The organism is Vibrio sp. STUT-A16 (assembly GCF_026000495.1).
Classification (GTDB): Bacteria; Pseudomonadota; Gammaproteobacteria; order Enterobacterales; family Vibrionaceae; genus Vibrio; species Vibrio diabolicus.
Window position 1 is genome coordinate 703,475 of the sequence record NZ_AP026765.1, and the last position, 18,391, is coordinate 721,865.

The 18,391-nt window shown below is 40.3% G+C and carries 14 protein-coding genes; 11 read left to right on the forward strand and 3 right to left on the reverse strand.

The annotated features are described in order from the left end of the window. Window positions 1-197 precede the first annotated feature (197 nt). The 9 genes from pnp (at window position 198) to OO778_RS03370 (ending at window position 12,597) form a co-directional block, all read left to right on the forward strand. Window positions 198-2,333 (forward strand): polyribonucleotide nucleotidyltransferase, encoded by a 2,136-nt coding sequence (gene pnp / locus OO778_RS03330; protein WP_005394655.1) that lies wholly within the window; start codon window positions 198-200, stop codon window positions 2,331-2,333. A 179-nt stretch (window positions 2,334-2,512) separates the two neighbouring features. Further along, window positions 2,513-3,433, forward strand: coding sequence for a lipoprotein NlpI (nlpI, locus tag OO778_RS03335; RefSeq protein WP_005394654.1), 921 nt, complete (start codon window positions 2,513-2,515; stop codon window positions 3,431-3,433). A gap of 99 nt (window positions 3,434-3,532) precedes the next feature. After that, window positions 3,533-3,955, forward strand: coding sequence for a MarR family transcriptional regulator (locus OO778_RS03340; protein ID WP_005394653.1), 423 nt, complete (start codon window positions 3,533-3,535; stop codon window positions 3,953-3,955). A 360-nt stretch (window positions 3,956-4,315) separates the two neighbouring features. Next, entirely contained in the window at window positions 4,316-5,548 is a 1,233-nt protein-coding gene (locus tag OO778_RS03345) for a site-specific integrase (protein WP_065274821.1), read from the forward strand. Between the two features lie 3 nt (window positions 5,549-5,551). Then, window positions 5,552-7,681 (forward strand): hypothetical protein, encoded by a 2,130-nt coding sequence (locus OO778_RS03350; protein ID WP_065274820.1) that lies wholly within the window; start codon window positions 5,552-5,554, stop codon window positions 7,679-7,681. 13 nt (window positions 7,682-7,694) lie between these two features. Further along, window positions 7,695-9,848 (forward strand): hypothetical protein, encoded by a 2,154-nt coding sequence (locus tag OO778_RS03355; protein WP_258470358.1) that lies wholly within the window; start codon window positions 7,695-7,697, stop codon window positions 9,846-9,848. After that, entirely contained in the window at window positions 9,845-10,489 is a 645-nt protein-coding gene (locus OO778_RS03360; RefSeq protein WP_065274818.1) for a hypothetical protein, read from the forward strand. The genes OO778_RS03355 and OO778_RS03360 overlap by 4 nt, the downstream gene beginning before the upstream one ends. A gap of 346 nt (window positions 10,490-10,835) precedes the next feature. Further along, window positions 10,836-11,609: a hypothetical protein gene (locus OO778_RS03365; protein ID WP_065274817.1), complete on the forward strand. Its 774-nt coding sequence runs from the start codon at window positions 10,836-10,838 to the stop codon at window positions 11,607-11,609. Between the two features lie 280 nt (window positions 11,610-11,889). Further along, window positions 11,890-12,597, forward strand: a complete 708-nt coding sequence (locus OO778_RS03370; RefSeq protein ID WP_258470357.1) for a hypothetical protein — start codon at window positions 11,890-11,892, stop codon at window positions 12,595-12,597. Window positions 12,598-12,834: 237 nt separating this feature from the next. Here the strand turns inward: OO778_RS03370 and ltrA are convergent, their stop codons facing one another. From ltrA to OO778_RS03385, 3 genes are all read right to left on the reverse strand, one after another. Next, a complete protein-coding gene (gene ltrA / locus OO778_RS03375) occupies window positions 12,835-14,307 on the reverse strand; it encodes a group II intron reverse transcriptase/maturase (protein ID WP_025796032.1) in 1,473 nt (490 codons plus the stop codon). Between the two features lie 634 nt (window positions 14,308-14,941). Next, window positions 14,942-16,198 (reverse strand): Y-family DNA polymerase, encoded by a 1,257-nt coding sequence (locus OO778_RS03380; RefSeq protein ID WP_264910676.1) that lies wholly within the window; start codon window positions 16,196-16,198, stop codon window positions 14,942-14,944. After that, window positions 16,198-16,611 (reverse strand): S24 family peptidase, encoded by a 414-nt coding sequence (locus OO778_RS03385; RefSeq protein WP_065274814.1) that lies wholly within the window; start codon window positions 16,609-16,611, stop codon window positions 16,198-16,200. The genes OO778_RS03380 and OO778_RS03385 overlap by 1 nt, the downstream gene beginning before the upstream one ends. 520 nt (window positions 16,612-17,131) lie before the next feature. On the opposite strand from OO778_RS03385, the gene OO778_RS03390 reads away from it, so the two are divergent. Continuing rightward, a complete protein-coding gene (locus OO778_RS03390) occupies window positions 17,132-17,740 on the forward strand; it encodes a hypothetical protein (protein WP_025767087.1) in 609 nt (202 codons plus the stop codon). 140 nt (window positions 17,741-17,880) lie between these two features. Continuing rightward, window positions 17,881-18,294 (forward strand): hypothetical protein, encoded by a 414-nt coding sequence (locus OO778_RS03395; RefSeq protein ID WP_065274813.1) that lies wholly within the window; start codon window positions 17,881-17,883, stop codon window positions 18,292-18,294. Window positions 18,295-18,391 lie beyond the last annotated feature (97 nt).

Genomic DNA, 18,391 nt, shown 5'->3' on the forward strand with positions numbered 1-18,391 from the left:
TGGCGGCTAAACCTCGTAAGAGGTTTTCTCAAAGCTCATAGCATTACAGTCAACCACGTCGACCAAAAGGTCGCGACTATTCAAAAGGAATTTCCGAGTTTCTTTTTACTAGTCGCGATTCGTAATGCCTTGAGTGTCAATTAACACGTCTAAGATTTCTTTAAGCACTAAAGGAAGATTAGAAACAAGGAATAACAATGTTCGAAAAACCAGTTGTTAAAACGTTCCAGTACGGTAACCACACAGTTACTTTAGAAACTGGCGTTATTGCACGTCAAGCTACAGCAGCAGTTATGGTCACAATGGATGATACGTCTGTATTCGTATCTGTTGTAGGTAAAAAAGAAGCCGTTGCAGGTCAAGACTTCTTCCCACTAACGGTTAACTACCAAGAGCGTACTTACGCTGCGGGTAAAATCCCAGGCGGCTTCTTCAAGCGTGAAGGTCGTCCTTCTGAAGGCGAAACGCTAACCGCTCGTCTAATCGACCGTCCAATCCGTCCGCTATTCCCAGACGCATTTAAAAACGAAGTTCAGGTTATCGCGACAGTAATGTCTGTAAACCCAGATGTTCAGCCAGATATCGTTACAATGATCGGTACTTCTGCTGCTCTTGCTATCTCTGGCATTCCATTCAACGGCCCTATCGGTGCGGCGCGTGTTGGTCATATCGATGGTCAGCTTGTACTTAACCCTAGCCAAACTGAACTAGAAACTTCTAAGCTTGATCTTGTTGTTGCTGGTACAGAATCAGCCGTACTGATGGTTGAATCAGAAGCGGACAACCTAACTGAAGAAGAAATGCTAGCAGCGGTTGTTTACGGTCATGATCAACAACAAGTTGCTATCAAAGCTATCAACGAATTCAAAGCAGAAGTAGCAACTCCTGCTTGGGATTGGGTTGCTCCTGAAGAAAACACAGCACTTAAAGATAAGATTGCAGAGCTAGCAGAGGCGAAGCTTGTTGAGGCTTACAAAATCACTGAGAAGATGGCTCGTTACGACCGTATCAATGAGATCGCTGCGGAAGTAAATGAAGTTCTTCTTGCTGAAGATCCTGAAGCGGATACAAAAGAAATCCACACTATCTTCCATGATCTAGAGAAAACAGTTGTACGTCGTAGCATCATCGCGGGTAACCCTCGTATCGATGGCCGTGAAAAAGACATGGTTCGTGCACTAGATGTTCGTACTGGTGTTCTTCCTCGTACTCACGGTAGCGCGCTATTCACTCGTGGTGAAACTCAGGCTATCGTGACGGCAACTCTAGGTACTCAGCGTGATGCTCAAATCATTGATGAGCTAACAGGCGAGCGTAAAGATCACTTCCTACTACACTACAACTTCCCTCCATACTGTGTAGGTGAGACTGGTTTTGTAGGTTCTCCTAAGCGTCGTGAAATCGGTCACGGTAAACTGGCTAAACGCGGTATCGCAGCAGTAATGCCTTCTGTTGATGAATTCCCATACACAGTACGTGTTGTATCGGAAATCACTGAATCTAACGGTTCTTCTTCAATGGCTTCTGTATGTGGTACTTCTCTTGCGCTTATGGACGCAGGTGTGCCAATCAAGTCTTCTGTTGCGGGTATCGCAATGGGCCTTGTTAAAGAAGGCGACGACTTCGTTGTTCTTTCTGACATCCTTGGTGACGAAGACCATCTAGGCGATATGGACTTTAAAGTAGCAGGTACTAACACTGGTATCACTGCTCTTCAAATGGACATCAAGATCGAAGGCATCACTAAAGAAATCATGCAAATTGCGCTTAACCAAGCTCAAGGTGCACGTAAGCACATCCTATCTGTAATGGATGAAGCAATCTCTGGTGCCCGTGAAGACATCTCTGAATTTGCTCCTCGTATTCACACGATGAAGATCAGCGCAGAGAAGATCAAAGACGTTATCGGTAAAGGTGGTGCAGTTATCCGTGCTCTAACTGAAGAGACTGGTACAACTATCGAAATCGAAGACGACGGTACTATCAAGATTGCTGCAACTGAAGGCACTGCTGCGAAAGAAGCTATCCGCCGTATCGAAGAGATCACTGCTGAAGTTGAAGTTGGCCGTATCTACACGGGTAAAGTTGCACGTCTAGCTGATTTCGGTGCATTCGTAACGGTTCTTCCAGGCAAAGATGGTCTGGTACACATTTCTCAAATCGCCGAAAAACGTGTTGAGAAAGTGTCTGACTACCTAGCTGAAGGCCAAGAAGTTCAAGTTAAAGTTCTTGAAATCGACCGCCAAGGCCGTGTACGTCTAAGCATGAAAGAAGCGGTAGAAAAGCCAGCTGAAGAAGCTGCTGCTGAAGCACCAGCTGCGAAAGACGAGTAAGACAAAATGAGACTTTCAGCCTTTTATTAGATTAAGGGCCTGAAAGCATGTTATAAAAGGGGAGCATTTTCGCTCCCCTTTTTTTGGTTTATTTCGACGCATTAACCTCAAACGAGGTTATCGCCTATATTGCATTAAGAGAAATAAATTTTGAGCGGTCCAAACAGGAGTATCAATTAGTGAAATGGTTTCAAACCGCAAGTTTATGTGTTGCTATCGCGCTGACCGGTTGTGCAAATACTTCTCAGCAATCAGCACAAAAGTGGCTATATCCACCGATGGCGGTGCCACTTCAGCCTAGCGTTCAACAAGAAGTACAAATCGCGCGTTTATCGCAGTTGCTACAACGTCCTGATCTCAGTGATGAAGTACGCGCTAAAATGCATTATGAGCGCGGTAGCTACTACGATAGCGTTGGTTTGCGTGATCTTGCCCGTTTGGACTTTAACCAGTCTTTGCAGTTGAATCCTGCTCAACCGGATATCTTCAATCTTTTGGGGGTGTATTTCACCCAAGTGGGGGAGTTTGACGCGGCTTATGAAGCGTTTGACTCGACCATAGAGTTGGCTCCGGATAATACCTATGCTGAGCGCAACCGTGCGATTGCACTATATTATGGTGGCCGAATCGATCTCGCTTTAGAAGATATGACCAAGCACTATCAAGAAATGCCAACGGATCCTTTTCGTTCATTATGGCTGTACATCATCGAAGCTGAGCAAAATCCAGAGCAAGCAAAAGCCAATCTTCAACAGCGTTATTTACGAGATCGTAGTGAAGAGTGGGGATGGGTTCTTGTTGCCATCATGCTGCGAGACGTCTCGGACGAAGACGCGCTTAAAGCCATTATGGATGGAACGAGAGAGAACTATCGCCTAGCTGAACGATTAACGGAAACGTATTTCTACCTTGGAAAGCGTAATCAGCTTGAAGGTGACATCGCAAGTGCCATCTCACTTTATAAGCTCGCGATTTCGTTCAACGTTTATGATTATGTTGAGCACCGGTATTCCTTCTTGGAACTGGCACAAATCTACGATCAATTACAGCAAGATAGATTAGCCAAGCTAAAGGCCGCTAAGAAGCAGGAAATGGAATGATTTAGAGCCGCTCGATGAGAGCGGCTTTTTTTATGATTGAACTTGATGAGTGACTCATTTAAAATAGTTAGCCTTGCTAACTAAGTGGTGGTGGCTTTTATGGCACTAGAAGAAAGCTTGATTGATTTAGAGCGTTTTTGCGCAAAAGCTTGGCGTGTTTATGCCAAAGAAGATCCGTTATCACATCTAAGCTTTAATGAGTTCGATTATTTACGTGTGATTCAGGTTTACCCTGAGGGTGTACGAATAACCGATCTTGCAGAAGAGTTGCAAGTGACTAAGCCTTCCGCATCGACAATGGTTGTTCGTTTGGAAAAAAAGGGTTTAGTGAAACGCATCGCATGTAATGAGGATGCCCGTGCTAAGCGTGTATTGCTGACAGAAGAAGTCGCAGAAAAAATGTCTTTGGAGCAGGTGGTTTACAAAGATATCTCTGAACAAATGATGCAACAATTAAATCAGCAAGAAGCTGAGCAGTTACAAGCTTTACTGAATAAAGCATTGAGCAATAAGTCATTTTAAATTAAACCAAAGGCCTCCGCTGTACGCATTAGCCTTTGGTGTTTCATTTTTCTTTTATTTAATTTAACCATTTAGTTAGTCTTGCTAATTAAATGGTTAGCTTTGCTAACTACTGGTGGCAGTCATGCAAAACTCAATTTATAGACAGTTTTGGAAATATACGATTCCAACCGTCGCAGCAATGCTCGTGAACGGTTTTAATCACCAATAATACTACTGATTAATTTCTGTTAGTTATATTTTCACTTTATAGCTTTCCATTCTGTTTCTATGAAACTAACAGAAAAAAATAGAGATTATGTTTGTTTGATGTAAATAAGATGTTAACCTTAAACTAACGGAAATAAATAGAGATTATTTATGTTGGAGTCGATTAAGGTTAGCAATTACGAGTTTGATGTAACTTTAACCCAAGATGCTTATGTGCTTTGCCTTGAGGGTACACCACTAGTGTCTGCTAATGCTTATCTCGCATACAAAGGGAAAAGAGTAAAGACCGATGCTTTGAGAAATAAAGCTCAGATGTTGAAAACCTATCTATCACAGGTACTTACTGACTATAATGACTGGATGTTTTTGGAAGATGATCGTGAGAATCCAGAAAAAAATAGGTATGTTAAAGCAAGCACTGCTCACTTAGAAGTAAATGATAGCTATGTGTCTGGGTATTTGAGTCTCCTAGCTAGAGGTGATGTAAAATTCTCGAAAGGTATACCGCTAGAAAATTCTTCTATTACTCAGCATATCCACGTTATTCGTGAATTCTACCAGTTTTGCTATGACTATGGACTGTCATCATTTAATCCAAGCTTTTCTTATCTTTATGATAAATATACTCAAAAGCAAACCGCAACTATCGGGTTGGATAAGGCTATCCACGATCTTTACTATGATGAGGATGAGTTTAATACGTTATTGAACTACTTGACAACAATCAATCCATTTCTCCATGAGAGAGATCGTCTTATTCTCTTACTATGCTACTACTCTGGCATAAGACCACATGAACTGATCAAGTTTCACAATTTTACAATCAAGCGCTTGTTAAAAGTAATAGACAAAGATGCACCGTTCAATGCTAGTACAGAGTTGATCGTTACTGGTAAAGGAAGAGGTGCAGGTAAATTGCGCAAAATCATCATACCACCACAAGTCTATGCCCCGTTGAAAGAATTTTTGTATGTAACAATTCCCCTTTGGGAAGATAAACAGCAAATCAAATTTTCAGGATCAATTTTTACATCATTAAGTGGCAAGCCTTTGAAGTCTTCTAGCTGTTTTAATGATCAGCAATGGAGAAAAATGGTTAACGCATACATTTCCAAAGGAATGTTAGACATCACGGAAATTGAATTGTGGAAAAAGAGAGATCTGTATTCAACACGGCACTGTTTTGCAACAAACCATGTTATTCAGCAACGTAAAGAAGGGAAGCGTTTAGATCAAATCTCTCTTAAAGAACTGATGGGGCATTCTAACTTTTCTACAACGTTAGCTTCATATATTTATCTTGCAGCAGTCCTAACAGAAGATGAAAGTCTTAAAAGCTATGCAGTTGAAATGTCAGATAAAGACCAAGTAGGGAGAAGCTAGATCATGAGTGAGTTTTCATTTGAAAGTACGATAGCTCGTTCTTATCTAGTAAGCCACGAGGACTTTTTGAGTGGTAAAGTGGATGAAGTGTTTACTCCTGAGCGAATTTGCTTCTACGCTATCGCTAGTGAAAGAAATGTTAACGGTCGAGTGTTTGAGTGCTTTAAGCCCACTTCAATTCAGTCTCCAATATTGGATTGCTTGTTTGCATATTTGAGTTCTAAGTCTGTCAGAGAGCAGTCTTTAAACTCGAAAAATCGATTATCTAGAGGTTTGAAAACACTGTTTTTAGCAATTGAGAATGATATAGACAGGATTAATGACCGAGGGTTTATTAAGTCGTTATTCATATTGCTGAAAAAGAACGGTGTAGCTGTGGGAAGCTTTAACTTGATTGTCGGGCTTTTAAATAAAGCTCTTAAGTCGCACGAGGTTCACGGTGTTGCATATTCAATAGAGATAAAAAATGCACTGAAAGAGTTGCCACGTACAGTTAATGTAGAGACAAAGCCTCGTGACACGCTTGGTCAAAAATTATTGGGTAGACATAACTCGAATCAAGCAGAGAAACAGTTGTGGTCTGGTTTTAATGGTTTTCTTCGTGAAGCATGGGAGATATCGAATGAGTTAGATTCACTTATTCAATCCGAATATCGCCATGATATGGATTTGTATCATCAAATTATTGAGGCATATACGGGGAATAATGGCTTCAGCTCATACCCGTCCAAGTTGCAAAGGAAGTTGCTAACAACTTTATCTCGTTGCTATATAGATGGTAATGAAAGGCTACTAGCATTGCACTCTTCGCCAGAAAAACTAGTTTATGTAGAAGATAATGAAACACCGTTGAGGTTCTATAGTTATTGGTTTTCTAAAGGGAAGAAATGCTTCAATGGTCACGCTAAAGTACTAGGGAAAGGTTCAATCACTGTGCCATTAAGTACAGGGTTGTTACTGCCACGGTATGATGCCTCTTTCACAGATCTAGAGTTGATTGTATGTAGGTTAATACTTGCTAAATATCAATTTTCAGACTCAATGTTGAGACGATTAACACCAAGCTGTATCTCGGTAAACTTAAGCTCTGGTAAAGGAGGAAGCGTACAGGTTGAAGAGAATAAAAACCGTGGCGGCTCAAATCCGAACACAAATCGAGGTCATGTTTATATATTCACTCGTACGAAGAATAAGTTTGAGTTTGAGGTTTTTTCTCAGTTTTACAACAAACTCTGCAAGTATTACTCCGCAGAGAACCTGTCAATAACAGCCACTCCGATTTCAAAAGCCTCACAGACAAAAACTTTCGGCAAATCAATATATAACTTAACAAAGCAATTTGAGAATGCAGTGACTAACTTTCCCGCATGTTTTTCTGAGGAAACGGCGCACTTTATTCAAACTTGGGTTACAGCTAAGAAGGAGTTCAAAGCAGCCTCTCAGGGTAAACGAAAGAAAAATCTACACTTAGGTCTCACGGCAATTTCAACAACTCAAAAAGTTATGCAATTTGATTATCATTTGGTTGGTAAAGAGGTTAGTGACACAAGTTTTGAGGCTAATGATGGTGTTACAGAACAAATGGAGGCAGATCAAAGGTCTCATACTCTTAAGACTGATATCAATGTGTATGAAGCTCGAAATCATAGTCCAGTAATGCTGGAAGCTGATCACAAAGTCGGGCAACAAGTTGCTAATAGGATGGTTGAAGAAGCTAGGTTGCTTAAAGGAAAAGCAAGGGTTCTTTCACTGTCAGAAGTCAAAGAGATGTTTGATTTAAGCTCAGAATCTGAAAAGTTAACAGCTATGGAGTTACCTGAATTTATCAATAAAACAGGGTGTGATATCACAGAGTTTTTAGGTGTAGAGCACGAAAGTTCCCTTTTATTTGTGAAGCACCCACTGGTTTTAGCGTTCTTGAAACTTCATATAGATCATATTGATAAAAGTTTACCGAAGCTAATTATCGATCAAGTATCTATCGGTGAAACGCTCTCCGATAAAGTTATTAAGGCAGAGGCTCTCCGAGTTGTCCTGGCTTCGATTATTGAAGAGTTTGAAGGTACGCTTCATAGGGAAGCTGATGAAATACTTCGTGACTATGAGTTACCTGTTTTTGCACCGATTATATGAGAGGAAGTTATAGATGGCTGTAGTACTTAATCATACTATTCGAGATATTTTAGACTCTCAGAAAAAGGGAGAGGCTTCGTCAGAAAGGCTGAACAATTTATATGATACTGAATTTATTGTCGGTGACAGTCACCTAGATGTTAGCTTTTCTGGTACACAGTTATCTTCAGAATCAAAAGTGGTTCTTCGGTATGCGATTGTTCAAGCGCTTGGCGGATACCTAGAAGCAGGTGTATTGAGTGCGGAGAGGCTCTATGTATTTGAGCGGCTCGAGTATTTTTGTGAGTATTTGAATGCTCATAATATTGTCCACATTCTGGATGAATTTAACTTTGAGCATGTTGTTGGGTATTTGTATTTTCTCATAGATAAGAGACCCGAAAATGGGCAAGAGATTTATGCTCACCAATCAATAATCACGCTCATGAAATTCTTGAATGACTTTTCTAAGTTAGCTATTGATGGTAGTTGCGTTTGGGCTACGACAGCAACACTCAGCAGGTCAAAGTTATCTAAGGTCGCATCAGAGTACATCAGTGACAAATACCCAGATGTAGACGTATTGGAGTGGCTTTACGGAGGCAGTCTTGAAACAGTATCGCTTTCCACGGCAATGTTGATGCTTAACTATTCTATTGAACAACTTGAAAGTATTGAGCATAAAGTCATACAAGCATACTTTGATGTTTGTAGGGGGGAGGGTGGATGCAACTGGTGGATTAACGCTAATAAAAAGTTAGCAGGGGCTGCTGCTCTCATTGTTGAGCATGGTCATGATGATTTTGAAGCAATGGAGTATGTAAAAAGTTCAAATGCTCCTTCAATTTTATCTCGACTTAGAAATATGACTCCAAACTTCTATAGGTGGTTTGATAAGGTGAATGCAAGACTTACAGATAAGCTTTCTTTGCCAAGTTTTATCTCTATTGTACAAGTAGTAGTACCATCGCAAGCAGTTCTCTCTGAAAAGGTTAGGCATTACCACAATTGCTCATTGACCGTTATTGCTATTCTCACTGGTATTCGAGTACACGAACTAGCTAATATAAAAGCCAACAATGCGATTAAAGAGGAAAGTGGCGTTGTTTATTTAACCACGAGAATCGATAAAACCCATCAAGGGTTGCCTGTCACCCGCTCCACTGGAGATGCCGTATCCATAGCGGTAGATTCACTTTTAGAACTTAGCTACATAGATAAAACTCAGCCATTAAAATACAAGGTGAATGGAGTCATAAAGGAAGGATATTGCTCCATTTTCTATAACGCAGCGACATATGCAGCGAGGCGTTACCATACTCAACCAGACAAACTTGTTAATGATTTAAAAGCGGCTTGGTTGGGTGTGCCTGACTCTCAAGTAAAAAAAGAAGCACGAAATGGTACTTTAAATCGATTCATTAATGATATCTATGAAAAAACCTTAAAAAGCTTATCTCCTGAGACAGAAAAAGAGATTCGAGATCTTGATGAAAATATTTCAGTGCATGCTTTTCGCCACACGTTTGTTGATTTCTTACTTAGGCGGTTTGATGGTGATGTTTATCGGGCAATTAGACGCTGTTTTGCTCATTCATCTAAGGATGTTATGAATTATGTTGATAACTACATACGTAATAAAGTTAGCCCACAGGTGCAGAGTATTGCTGAGCGAGCATATACTCATGAGTTGATTAAGAAAATTGCAGGAGATATAAACCATACACAGTTCACTGGTGCTTCTGTAGAGTATGTGCGTAAAAAACTCTCCACAATGAGTTGGGTTACTATGGATGAGCTGGACGAGAAAATCTATGACTGGATCTCTAGTGATGAGGATGGGTTGGTAAGATTGGTTCCCCACTCTTACGGATTCTGTATGCTATTTAAAGACAGAGTACCATTGGCTAAATGCCGTGATTTTTCGGGGGTTGCAAAAGTTGAACGTGGTGAAAGTAACCTTTGCCTTGGTTGCTCGAATGTTGCAGTGAAATCGGACTCTCACCTAACGACTTTGGAGCAGCTTCAGACAATTCATATGAACCTGCTTGAGTCGTCAAAAAAACCTACTAATTTAATGTCACTTGTTAACTCTAACAAATGCAGGCAAAGACAAGAGTCGCAACGCATAATCAAAACAATTGATGCTCTAAGGTCACAATTAAATGAGCTGGAGGTGGCGAAATGAAGCTAGTCGGCTTATCCAAAAAGAAAAAAGAATACCCAAGCGCTTACTATGAACTCTCTGAATTACAGCAAGTTATTTATCGCGTGTGTGAAGATGAGTATGAGAAAGCAAAAGTTCGCATCAATAATGCCACTTCACTTTTGAAGGTTCGAGAACGCACGATAAACAAGAGCGAGGTAGCAAGGATAGCGGGGGAAAAGCTGGGTAGAGCTAACCTTAACCACTCACATATGTCTAAGGAAAACTGCCTATTTCTTTTTAGCAGTATTAATGCCTGGAATGCAAAGCTTAAAGCACATTTTGAGTTATCTAGCTATGTACTCAACTCGAAAGCTCGTCAGCCTACGAAAGAAGAGCTAAAAGCTGAGTTGGGTAAAGCTAAGAAAGCCAAAAAGGAGTTTGGTCGAGAAGTCCTTGATTACTATACTAATGCTGTATTGATACAGTCTGAAGCAGTTCTTAAAACTAAAGTAGCAAAGCTTGAAAGAGAAAATGAAGATTTAAATAAGAAGTTAGTTGATGTTACTGCCAGTAGAGATGAACTGTTAAAGCAAATAGCGGAACAAGGAGAGAGTGAACTTGCTATTAAACGTTTAAGAAAAGAAATACTGAACCTGCAAGGACAGCTTAAACAAACGTAGAAGACACGTAGAAAGGCTAACAAACTTGTTTGTTAGCTTTCAGGTGAATTAGTCTGAATGCAACCTGTCAGTTTCATTACCTCGATATGACTAGATCGGACAGGTTGCCCTAAATCGGTTTTACCCGATTCCTTGCTGGCAAATAGGAAGAAATCCTTCTCAGTTGCTTTTCAACTCATAAGTTTTTCTTAGTAGTTGTTTTCTCTCTAACCGCGACAAACTTCTGCCCCATTCCTTGCCAGTAACCTTCTACCTCACAAATAATAGTGAGGTGGTTTGACCTGCTTCCTCTAATCAGCATAGTGTCTATGAAAGTGGAGGGCTTACCACTGTCAGGAGTTTATAATTGGAAACAACGCACGAAAAAATAAATCGTTTTAAGCTATACAACAGAACAATGATTGCAGCTGCGCTAGCAAAGCGTAATCGAAGGTATCAAGGTGTACCTGCGAAGCTATTGTTGTGTTCAATTCTCGATTCGCTATCAGTAGCTGCATTTCCTGATACTAAGATGAAAAATGGTGAGCGTTTCAGAGAGACGATAAAGTGCTTTTCAGAATTTGAATATAGTGATCATGTAAGCCTTTTACAGCTCTTAGCTACTTTAAATAGTTTAAAGTCAGTACCAATCGAGTTTCAAGATTTTCACAAATGTGTGCAAGGTATGCACTTAGAGCGTTTTCCAAAAACTCAAAGGTTATTCAAACAGAACATAAGTATTGATAGAGATCCCACATTAGCAGAAATTCTGGAAATATGGCCAAAAGATATTAACGGAGAACCTATTAAAAAGGGGGTTCCCAATCCGTCGGTATTTACACATGGGAATTTGATTTGGAAATATAGAAACAAGCTGGCGCATGAGTTTCGTAACCCAGGTAATGGTGTAGATATCGATGTTAAGCTCACCAAAGCAGCATACTATCAGGAAGTATCTAAAGTGACCGACATGTCACCTATTGATGGAATTTCGTTTGAAAATCGTTGGGAACTGGTCTACACAACAGGTTTTTTTTACCACTTAACTAAGTCCATCTTGGACGCTGTGTGTGACTCGTATCAAAAACAGGGCAACAGTCCGTTCCTGAATTACAATGAAGGATCAAGTTGGCTTGTTTAGTAAGCCAGCATACAAAGCATTTGAGAGTGATTCTCAACGTTTGGCAGTTTCGCTTCGCTCAAGTATAGCCAAGCGGTGCTACATTATCAGCATAAGGTGATATATTGCTTAGGACACTATTTGAAGAAGCTCTGGGAAAAGAAGCGAAAAAAGGAATTTTTTTCTAAATGAGTTTCAAGTTGGTTCAGGTAGTCACGAAGAGCTGTTTAGTTCCTACAATATACCTTATGATTTTAATTCCGTTGTGCTAGCCATCAAAATAAGAACTGAGAGTCGATAAATGAATAAAAAGTTATTAATTTTACTGTCACTGGCTCCTGCATTTGATTTACTGGCTGGATGGACAACATCTAGCGACACAGATCCAATGGCTAATAACCACATATATTATGCTTATTCTGAAAGTGTTAAAAGTATGAAGCCTTTGGCTTCACCATACACTAATGCAAAGTCATGGGTTAGTGTGGGTTGTAATACAGCAGGCTCAATGTGGGTCAATTTTGGATTTACTCATGTACCAAATATGACAGATGACTCTACAAAGGATGGGTATTCCTCGGCTAACAGGAAAATAAAGTGGGACGAGTCAACTGAGTTAATATATATGACTCAAAAATGGGGTTCTAAATTTATACACATTGCAGAGTCGGAAAAAAATAATATAAAAAAATTAATGAGTAGTTCTTCAGTTACATTAGACCTATCTTCTTGGTATGGTTCCCCAAATTCTCACTTTAAATACAGCTTGTCTGGTTCTAGTCGAGCTATTGAGAATGTTTTAAATAAGTGTGGAATTTCGATAGAAAGTAATGCTTGTGAGGAAATTCAAAATGAATTAATTAAGTTCGATATAGTTAGAGGTACATATGGTCGAAAAAGCGAAATTGATTCATTGTTTGAACGAGGAGATATAAATAATAAAGAGTTGGAAAAATTACATAAATTGAATCAAGCATGTATTTCTTTAGTTGAAGCTAAAGGTAATTAGATATTCTTATAAGTATTGATGTCCTCAAAGGAAAGATAGTGTCGTGACCTAACAACGTTTAAGATTTCAAGATACTTTTTCTAATCCCAACCTCGCACGTTAGAACCCATACTCTAACGCGCTTTTGTCGGGTAGACGACACTTGTTACCAAGTGTCGTCCCCCTAAGAACCGTACGTGCAACTTTCACTGCATACGGCTCAAGCCTCCACAAAGGCATCGTATGATACCCAGCAACTTATAAAGCAGTTAGAGCAGGAACGTGCCAAGAGTTGCGAGTTTGCCTTTTGGACTTTCTCTTTGCCAAGTAATCTCGGTATTGAGGGTCAAATGGTGTTACCGCACTTCGGATTTTCACATGTCTCTCTATAGGCACTTTGGCTATTTGGAAGAGATTGAATTGGCAATCCATATCCATGATCTTCTGCCAACCGTGAAATTGCCATTGGCCTTTCCGATTGAGGAAGTATTTGTGGGTGATCCAATTTGTAGACTTTGTTGGATGACGCCTTTTAGCCCAGTGCCATAACGCATGGAATAGCTTATGACCTACATATCCGAATACCTGTTTAGCAACGCAGTTTCGATAGTAATTCGACCAGCCCCTAAGTTTCGGATTTATCAACTTGATTAGATCGTTAACAGGGATGGTTGCGTGCTTTTTGATGAGTTCACGCAAGTTACTCAAGAACAGTAGCGTGTTGGATTTGCTCGGTTTAATGAGCAATTTCCCTTTGTACTTTCTATGGTTAAAACCTAGGAAGTCAAAACCATTACTGATGTGGGTAATATGCGTTTTCTCTTCGGATAGTGTTAAGCCTCTTTCTGCTAAGAACTCGGCAATCAACGGTTTGATATCGTTCTCCAGCACTTCCTTTGAAGCACAGGTGACGACGAAATCGTCGGCGTATCCAATAAAGTTGGCTCTTGCACCCTTTTTGAGTGCGGCAGACTTTATTCGCTGCTCAAGCCCTGCAAGAGTCACCAGCATCAAGGTTGGGGATATGACCCCGCCTTGAGGTGTCCCCTCGTCAGTGCGATAAAACAACCCTTTGTCCATAAAGCCAGATTTTAGCCATTGTTCTAACATACGTTTATCTACGGCAATGTTATTCATAAGCCATTGATGCCCGATCTTGTCGAAACAGGCTTTGATATCTCCCTCAAGTACCCACTGAGCTGACTTCTTTAGTGCCAGACACTTGAAGCACTGTGCGATTGCATCGGCAGTGCTGCGGTTTGGTCTGAATCCATAGCTGTTAGGGTCGGCAAGTGTTTCTGATACTGGCTCGAGTGCAAGAAGATGAAGCGCTTGCTGCGCTCTATCGAACATACACGGGATACCCAGTGGTCTGAGTTTGCCGTTTTTCTTGGGGATGTAGATACGCTTGAGCGGTTTGGCTTGATAAGCTTTTCTGCTCAATTGATTGACTGCTTTCATGCGGCGCGAATCCGTGTTCCAGATGACGCCGTCTATTCCAGGCGTTTTACTGCCTTTGTTTTGTGATACTCGCTTAACAGCAAGAAGTTTTGCCGAACGCGAGTGAGTCAGTATCCACTGCAATGCTTTCGCTTTGCCGTGTTTACCATCTCTCGTTGCCTTTGCAATACGCATCTGAAGCTTTAATACACGCGCTTCTACAGCTTTCCAGTTTATGGATTGCCATTGAGCACTGTCAGGAGAGGCACTAATCTCTTTTGAAATTATCATTTGCGTTTCTCCTTGAATAAAGTTCTTCAAATTCTCTTGCAACGGAAGACCAGTCGGAAGTCGGCTCACTTTCGTGATCAGATATGAATCTGTATCTGCATCGTTACAATGCAGCCTTCGCTTTTTCCAACATCCTCTACCTGCATTACTATCGGCCACAGAGGCTTTCCCATAGGGAGTAATACAGGCTTACCGTGTTCCGTATGTTGCGCAATGTCAGGGTAGATGCCCGCTATGGTGCGGAGAGCTTTATTGATCACGAAAGAGTACTGGACAACCTCTTTCCTGCTCTCATTGCCTTTTGGCTACAGCGTATTAACCACTTCCGCTGTTTCATCACATGACGCACCTTACACGGATTCACGTATGTTCATCATACTGACTACCTAGCACTTACCCGATTCCGTGGTTATCAGGAGGATCGTTCTCTCACGATTTCAATCCCGATCGGTATATGACCAATCTTCGTTACATTGTCAGAGCCGCTGCTTTATTCAGGCTCCTAGGTTCATCTGGTGATACAGATGGTTCACTCGTTGAGCGGTGAACAGCGCTTCATACGACTTCACGTCGCACGTCCAAAGGTGTACTAACGCAGCTCACAGAAAATACACCTTTGTTGAGAGTTGAACTGTTAACACCTTACTTTAGGTATATCTAGCCAGTTGGTTGTGTATTGCGGAGTAAGCATTTCTCTCCGCATGCTCCATTTCTGCTCTATGCCTTGGGAACCAACAAAAAGCGTATCAGTGCCATACCGATTATTAAGACTATCAAACACTTTCATTAACTTATCATTACTCGGGGTTTGATTTAACAGATCTAATTGTTCGTGCTGCCCATTAACTAGATCGATCAAACCGATGCCAATTTTGTAATAACGTACACCTGGTTTGAACAATTGTGTTGCTGCCTTCGTAGCAACTTTGACCAACTGCATTGAGTCAGCAGTTGGATATGCAAAATGATGAACTATACGGAAGCTCTGAGGTTTATCATCAAATGGGGAGCTGGAAGCAAAACAGAGCATAGCTTTACACAGAGACTTTTGATTTCGTGCTTTATGTGCTGCTATAGCGGCGTGTTTACTTAGTGCTTGCTTCAGTAGTTCAAGGTCGGTGATTCTTGTTCCAACACTACGAGTTGAGTAAATCTGCTTTTTATCAGCTCTAGCTGTGTCCCAGCCCTTGCAAGCGACACCATTTAATTCACGAACGGTTCTTTCAATTTCTACTGAAAATTCCCGACGTGCTTGTTCTGGGGCATACTGAGACAAATCATAAGCTGAGTTAATCCCCATATGTTTTAATCGTGTTGATATTTTTTTGCCCACTCCCCATACATCACCAACTTCTAGCTGCTTTAATATAGAGGTACGCTGATGTTCATTGTCGATAACGCAAACGCCCTTACAGCCTTGAATTTTTTTAGCTGCATGATTGGCAATTTTGGCGAGGGTTAGCGTTGTTCCCATACCTATACATACTGGTAATCGACACTCTTTCCAAACGGCTCGTCGGATTAAAGAGCCATGTTCTCGTAAGTCTTTAATGGCAGGAAAGCAGCGATGAAAGGAAAGAAATGATTCATCAATGGAGTATAAATATTGCTCAGGCGCAAACCGCCCGATAACATCCATCATTTTGGACGACAAATCTGCGTAAAGTTCATAATTAGATGATAGAGCAATTACACCTTTCAACTCACACAATGCTTTGACTTCAAAGTAAGGTTTAAACTTTGCTATACCTGCTTCTTTAGCTTGACGATTAGCTGCAACGACACAGCCATCATTATTCGACAGAACGATTACGGGCTTACCTCTCCACTCGGGTCTAAAAACTTGTTCAGTACTACAATAAAAGGAATTAGCATCAACTAGGGCAAACATTATTTTCTACGAGATGAGAGTAAATAGCTTGGGCGGTGACAACGGATAGATCGAATCACTACACCTTCAATCGAAAATGTATCTTGAGCATGAATACAGATAGGCATCATTGCTTTATTTGCAGATAAGAGTGATCGACGTGTTATATCTAGCATTTTACAAACGAACTCACCATTATAATTGGCCACGATTACATCAAGGTTTTGGACGGCAACGTGACGATCTACAATCAACAAGTCACCATCAAAAATGCCAATCTCTTGCATAGATTCCCCCATTGCTTGTCCGATGAATGTAGCACTTGGATGCTCAACTAGCAGTTCATCAAGGCTCATTCCCAGTTGTCTGTATTCAGCAGCAGGGCTTTCAAAGCCTGTAATACCAGCGCTTGCTAAGATAGGGATAACTTTCATAATAAAGATAGCTGTACACATATACAGTTATTTTGGGGCTAAACAGTTTGATCGTCAAGGGCATTAGAGAGAAAATAACGCACTTATCCTACTAAGTGTTTTAGGATGTATCGGGTCGGCAGTAGGGCTACCTATCGTGCATAATTCGCCAATTTCATATACATACACCGATAAAAATGCTTGAAAAGAGGGTTGGGTGTAAAGGGACTTTCTTTACGCTTCGGGTTAGTCGTCGATTGCTATTGTAGAGTTTTGATACTGCGAGTCTGGCTGAAGCATTTATGCCCCAAAACTGCTTAGCTCAAGATTCCTGACCACTTTCCTAAGTCAGTTATTGACCTATTTATCCTAATGGCAGATTATGAGTCTAGTTGAACACTTATAATTATACAGACATGTTCAGCAATTTTTGAGTGGAAGGAAGAATAAGACCTATAGAACAGCATGTTGCTGCTATGACGTCTGTATTTTATGAAGACAATGTCTGTTAAAAAGACACTGTTAAAGGTCAGGAGAATAAATGAAACATCTTAGAACGTTGATAGTCATTTTACTGATAGCGGTGATTCTTACTATTGCTCCGTACTTTTTCAAATTTCATGATTTATATCAATATGCAACAACACAAGACTTTGCGAATTTTGGTACGTATATCAGTGGGATTCTAACTCCTATATTTACTCTTGTTTCAATACTGTTTCTAGGTTTGCAGGTGATTGAGTCAAGCAAGCAGTCAAAGCTGGATAGAGTAATATCCGAGCATAAAATATCGTTAGATAATTTAATTAGCTCCCTCGCAAATGAAAAGCATCTCACGGAAGTAGAAGATCAAGCATATCAATCCTATTTGAGAGGTGAAAATGTGTACTTATCATGTTCGGAGTTTTACAGAAACAACTCTCGGATGATTGAGTCATTTGGCGTAGTTTCACAAACGCTATCTCATGTTAAGAAGTTAGATGAAAAACAGTACAATATCTCAAGAGGTTTAGTTATTTCAGCCATTGACAGGGATAAGTTAGGTAAAGTTGAAAGGTTAAAGTTTTATCTCGATAACTACCGCTATAGTAGTAATCCAGAACACTATAGCTGGATTTGTGAAGAGTCTAAGCAATACGTGGAAAAGTGACCTTAACCAACGGTTCGAGAGGGATTCGCAGCGCGTGGCATTTTTACTATGCGTTGGTTTAAGTGATTAAGGTGGTGTGCGGCGGCTTTAGCATTGCGTTGCTCAACCTTTAACAGGGAGTTAGGGAAAAGAGGAAATGTATGAATATTCCTACTGATAAAGAAATATTAGAATTAATATATAAAAAATATAAAAATGACTATTTATCATACAAAAACGATAAATCTATTCGTAAAGCAAAAATATTTGTTCCTCTCAATATTGAAGATATCTCTTCTGATCTGAAAACTGAGGCTGATATTGTATTTGGAAGGCTTTATTATCACATGGATGAGAAATATGGTTATAAGCGTTCCGATGGGTCAAATGTGAATTTCTTTGTATTGAAAATAGGTGAAGATAAGTATTGTGTTAATTACCCACTTATGGTTAGTGTGCTTGCGTCATTAAGAGCCGAGAATAAAAAATTTTTTGTTCCTGTTATGATCTCAATACTTTCTACTTTAGTTGCAATTACTACGTTATCTTTAAAAATTGGTGGGATTTTTTCCTAACAAATGATCAAGGAATCAACCTACTTTTCCTAATCTGACAGAACGAGTCAGAGCAATAGGTCTAGTTCACTTTTGTCCAATTGTGAGCTATGATACC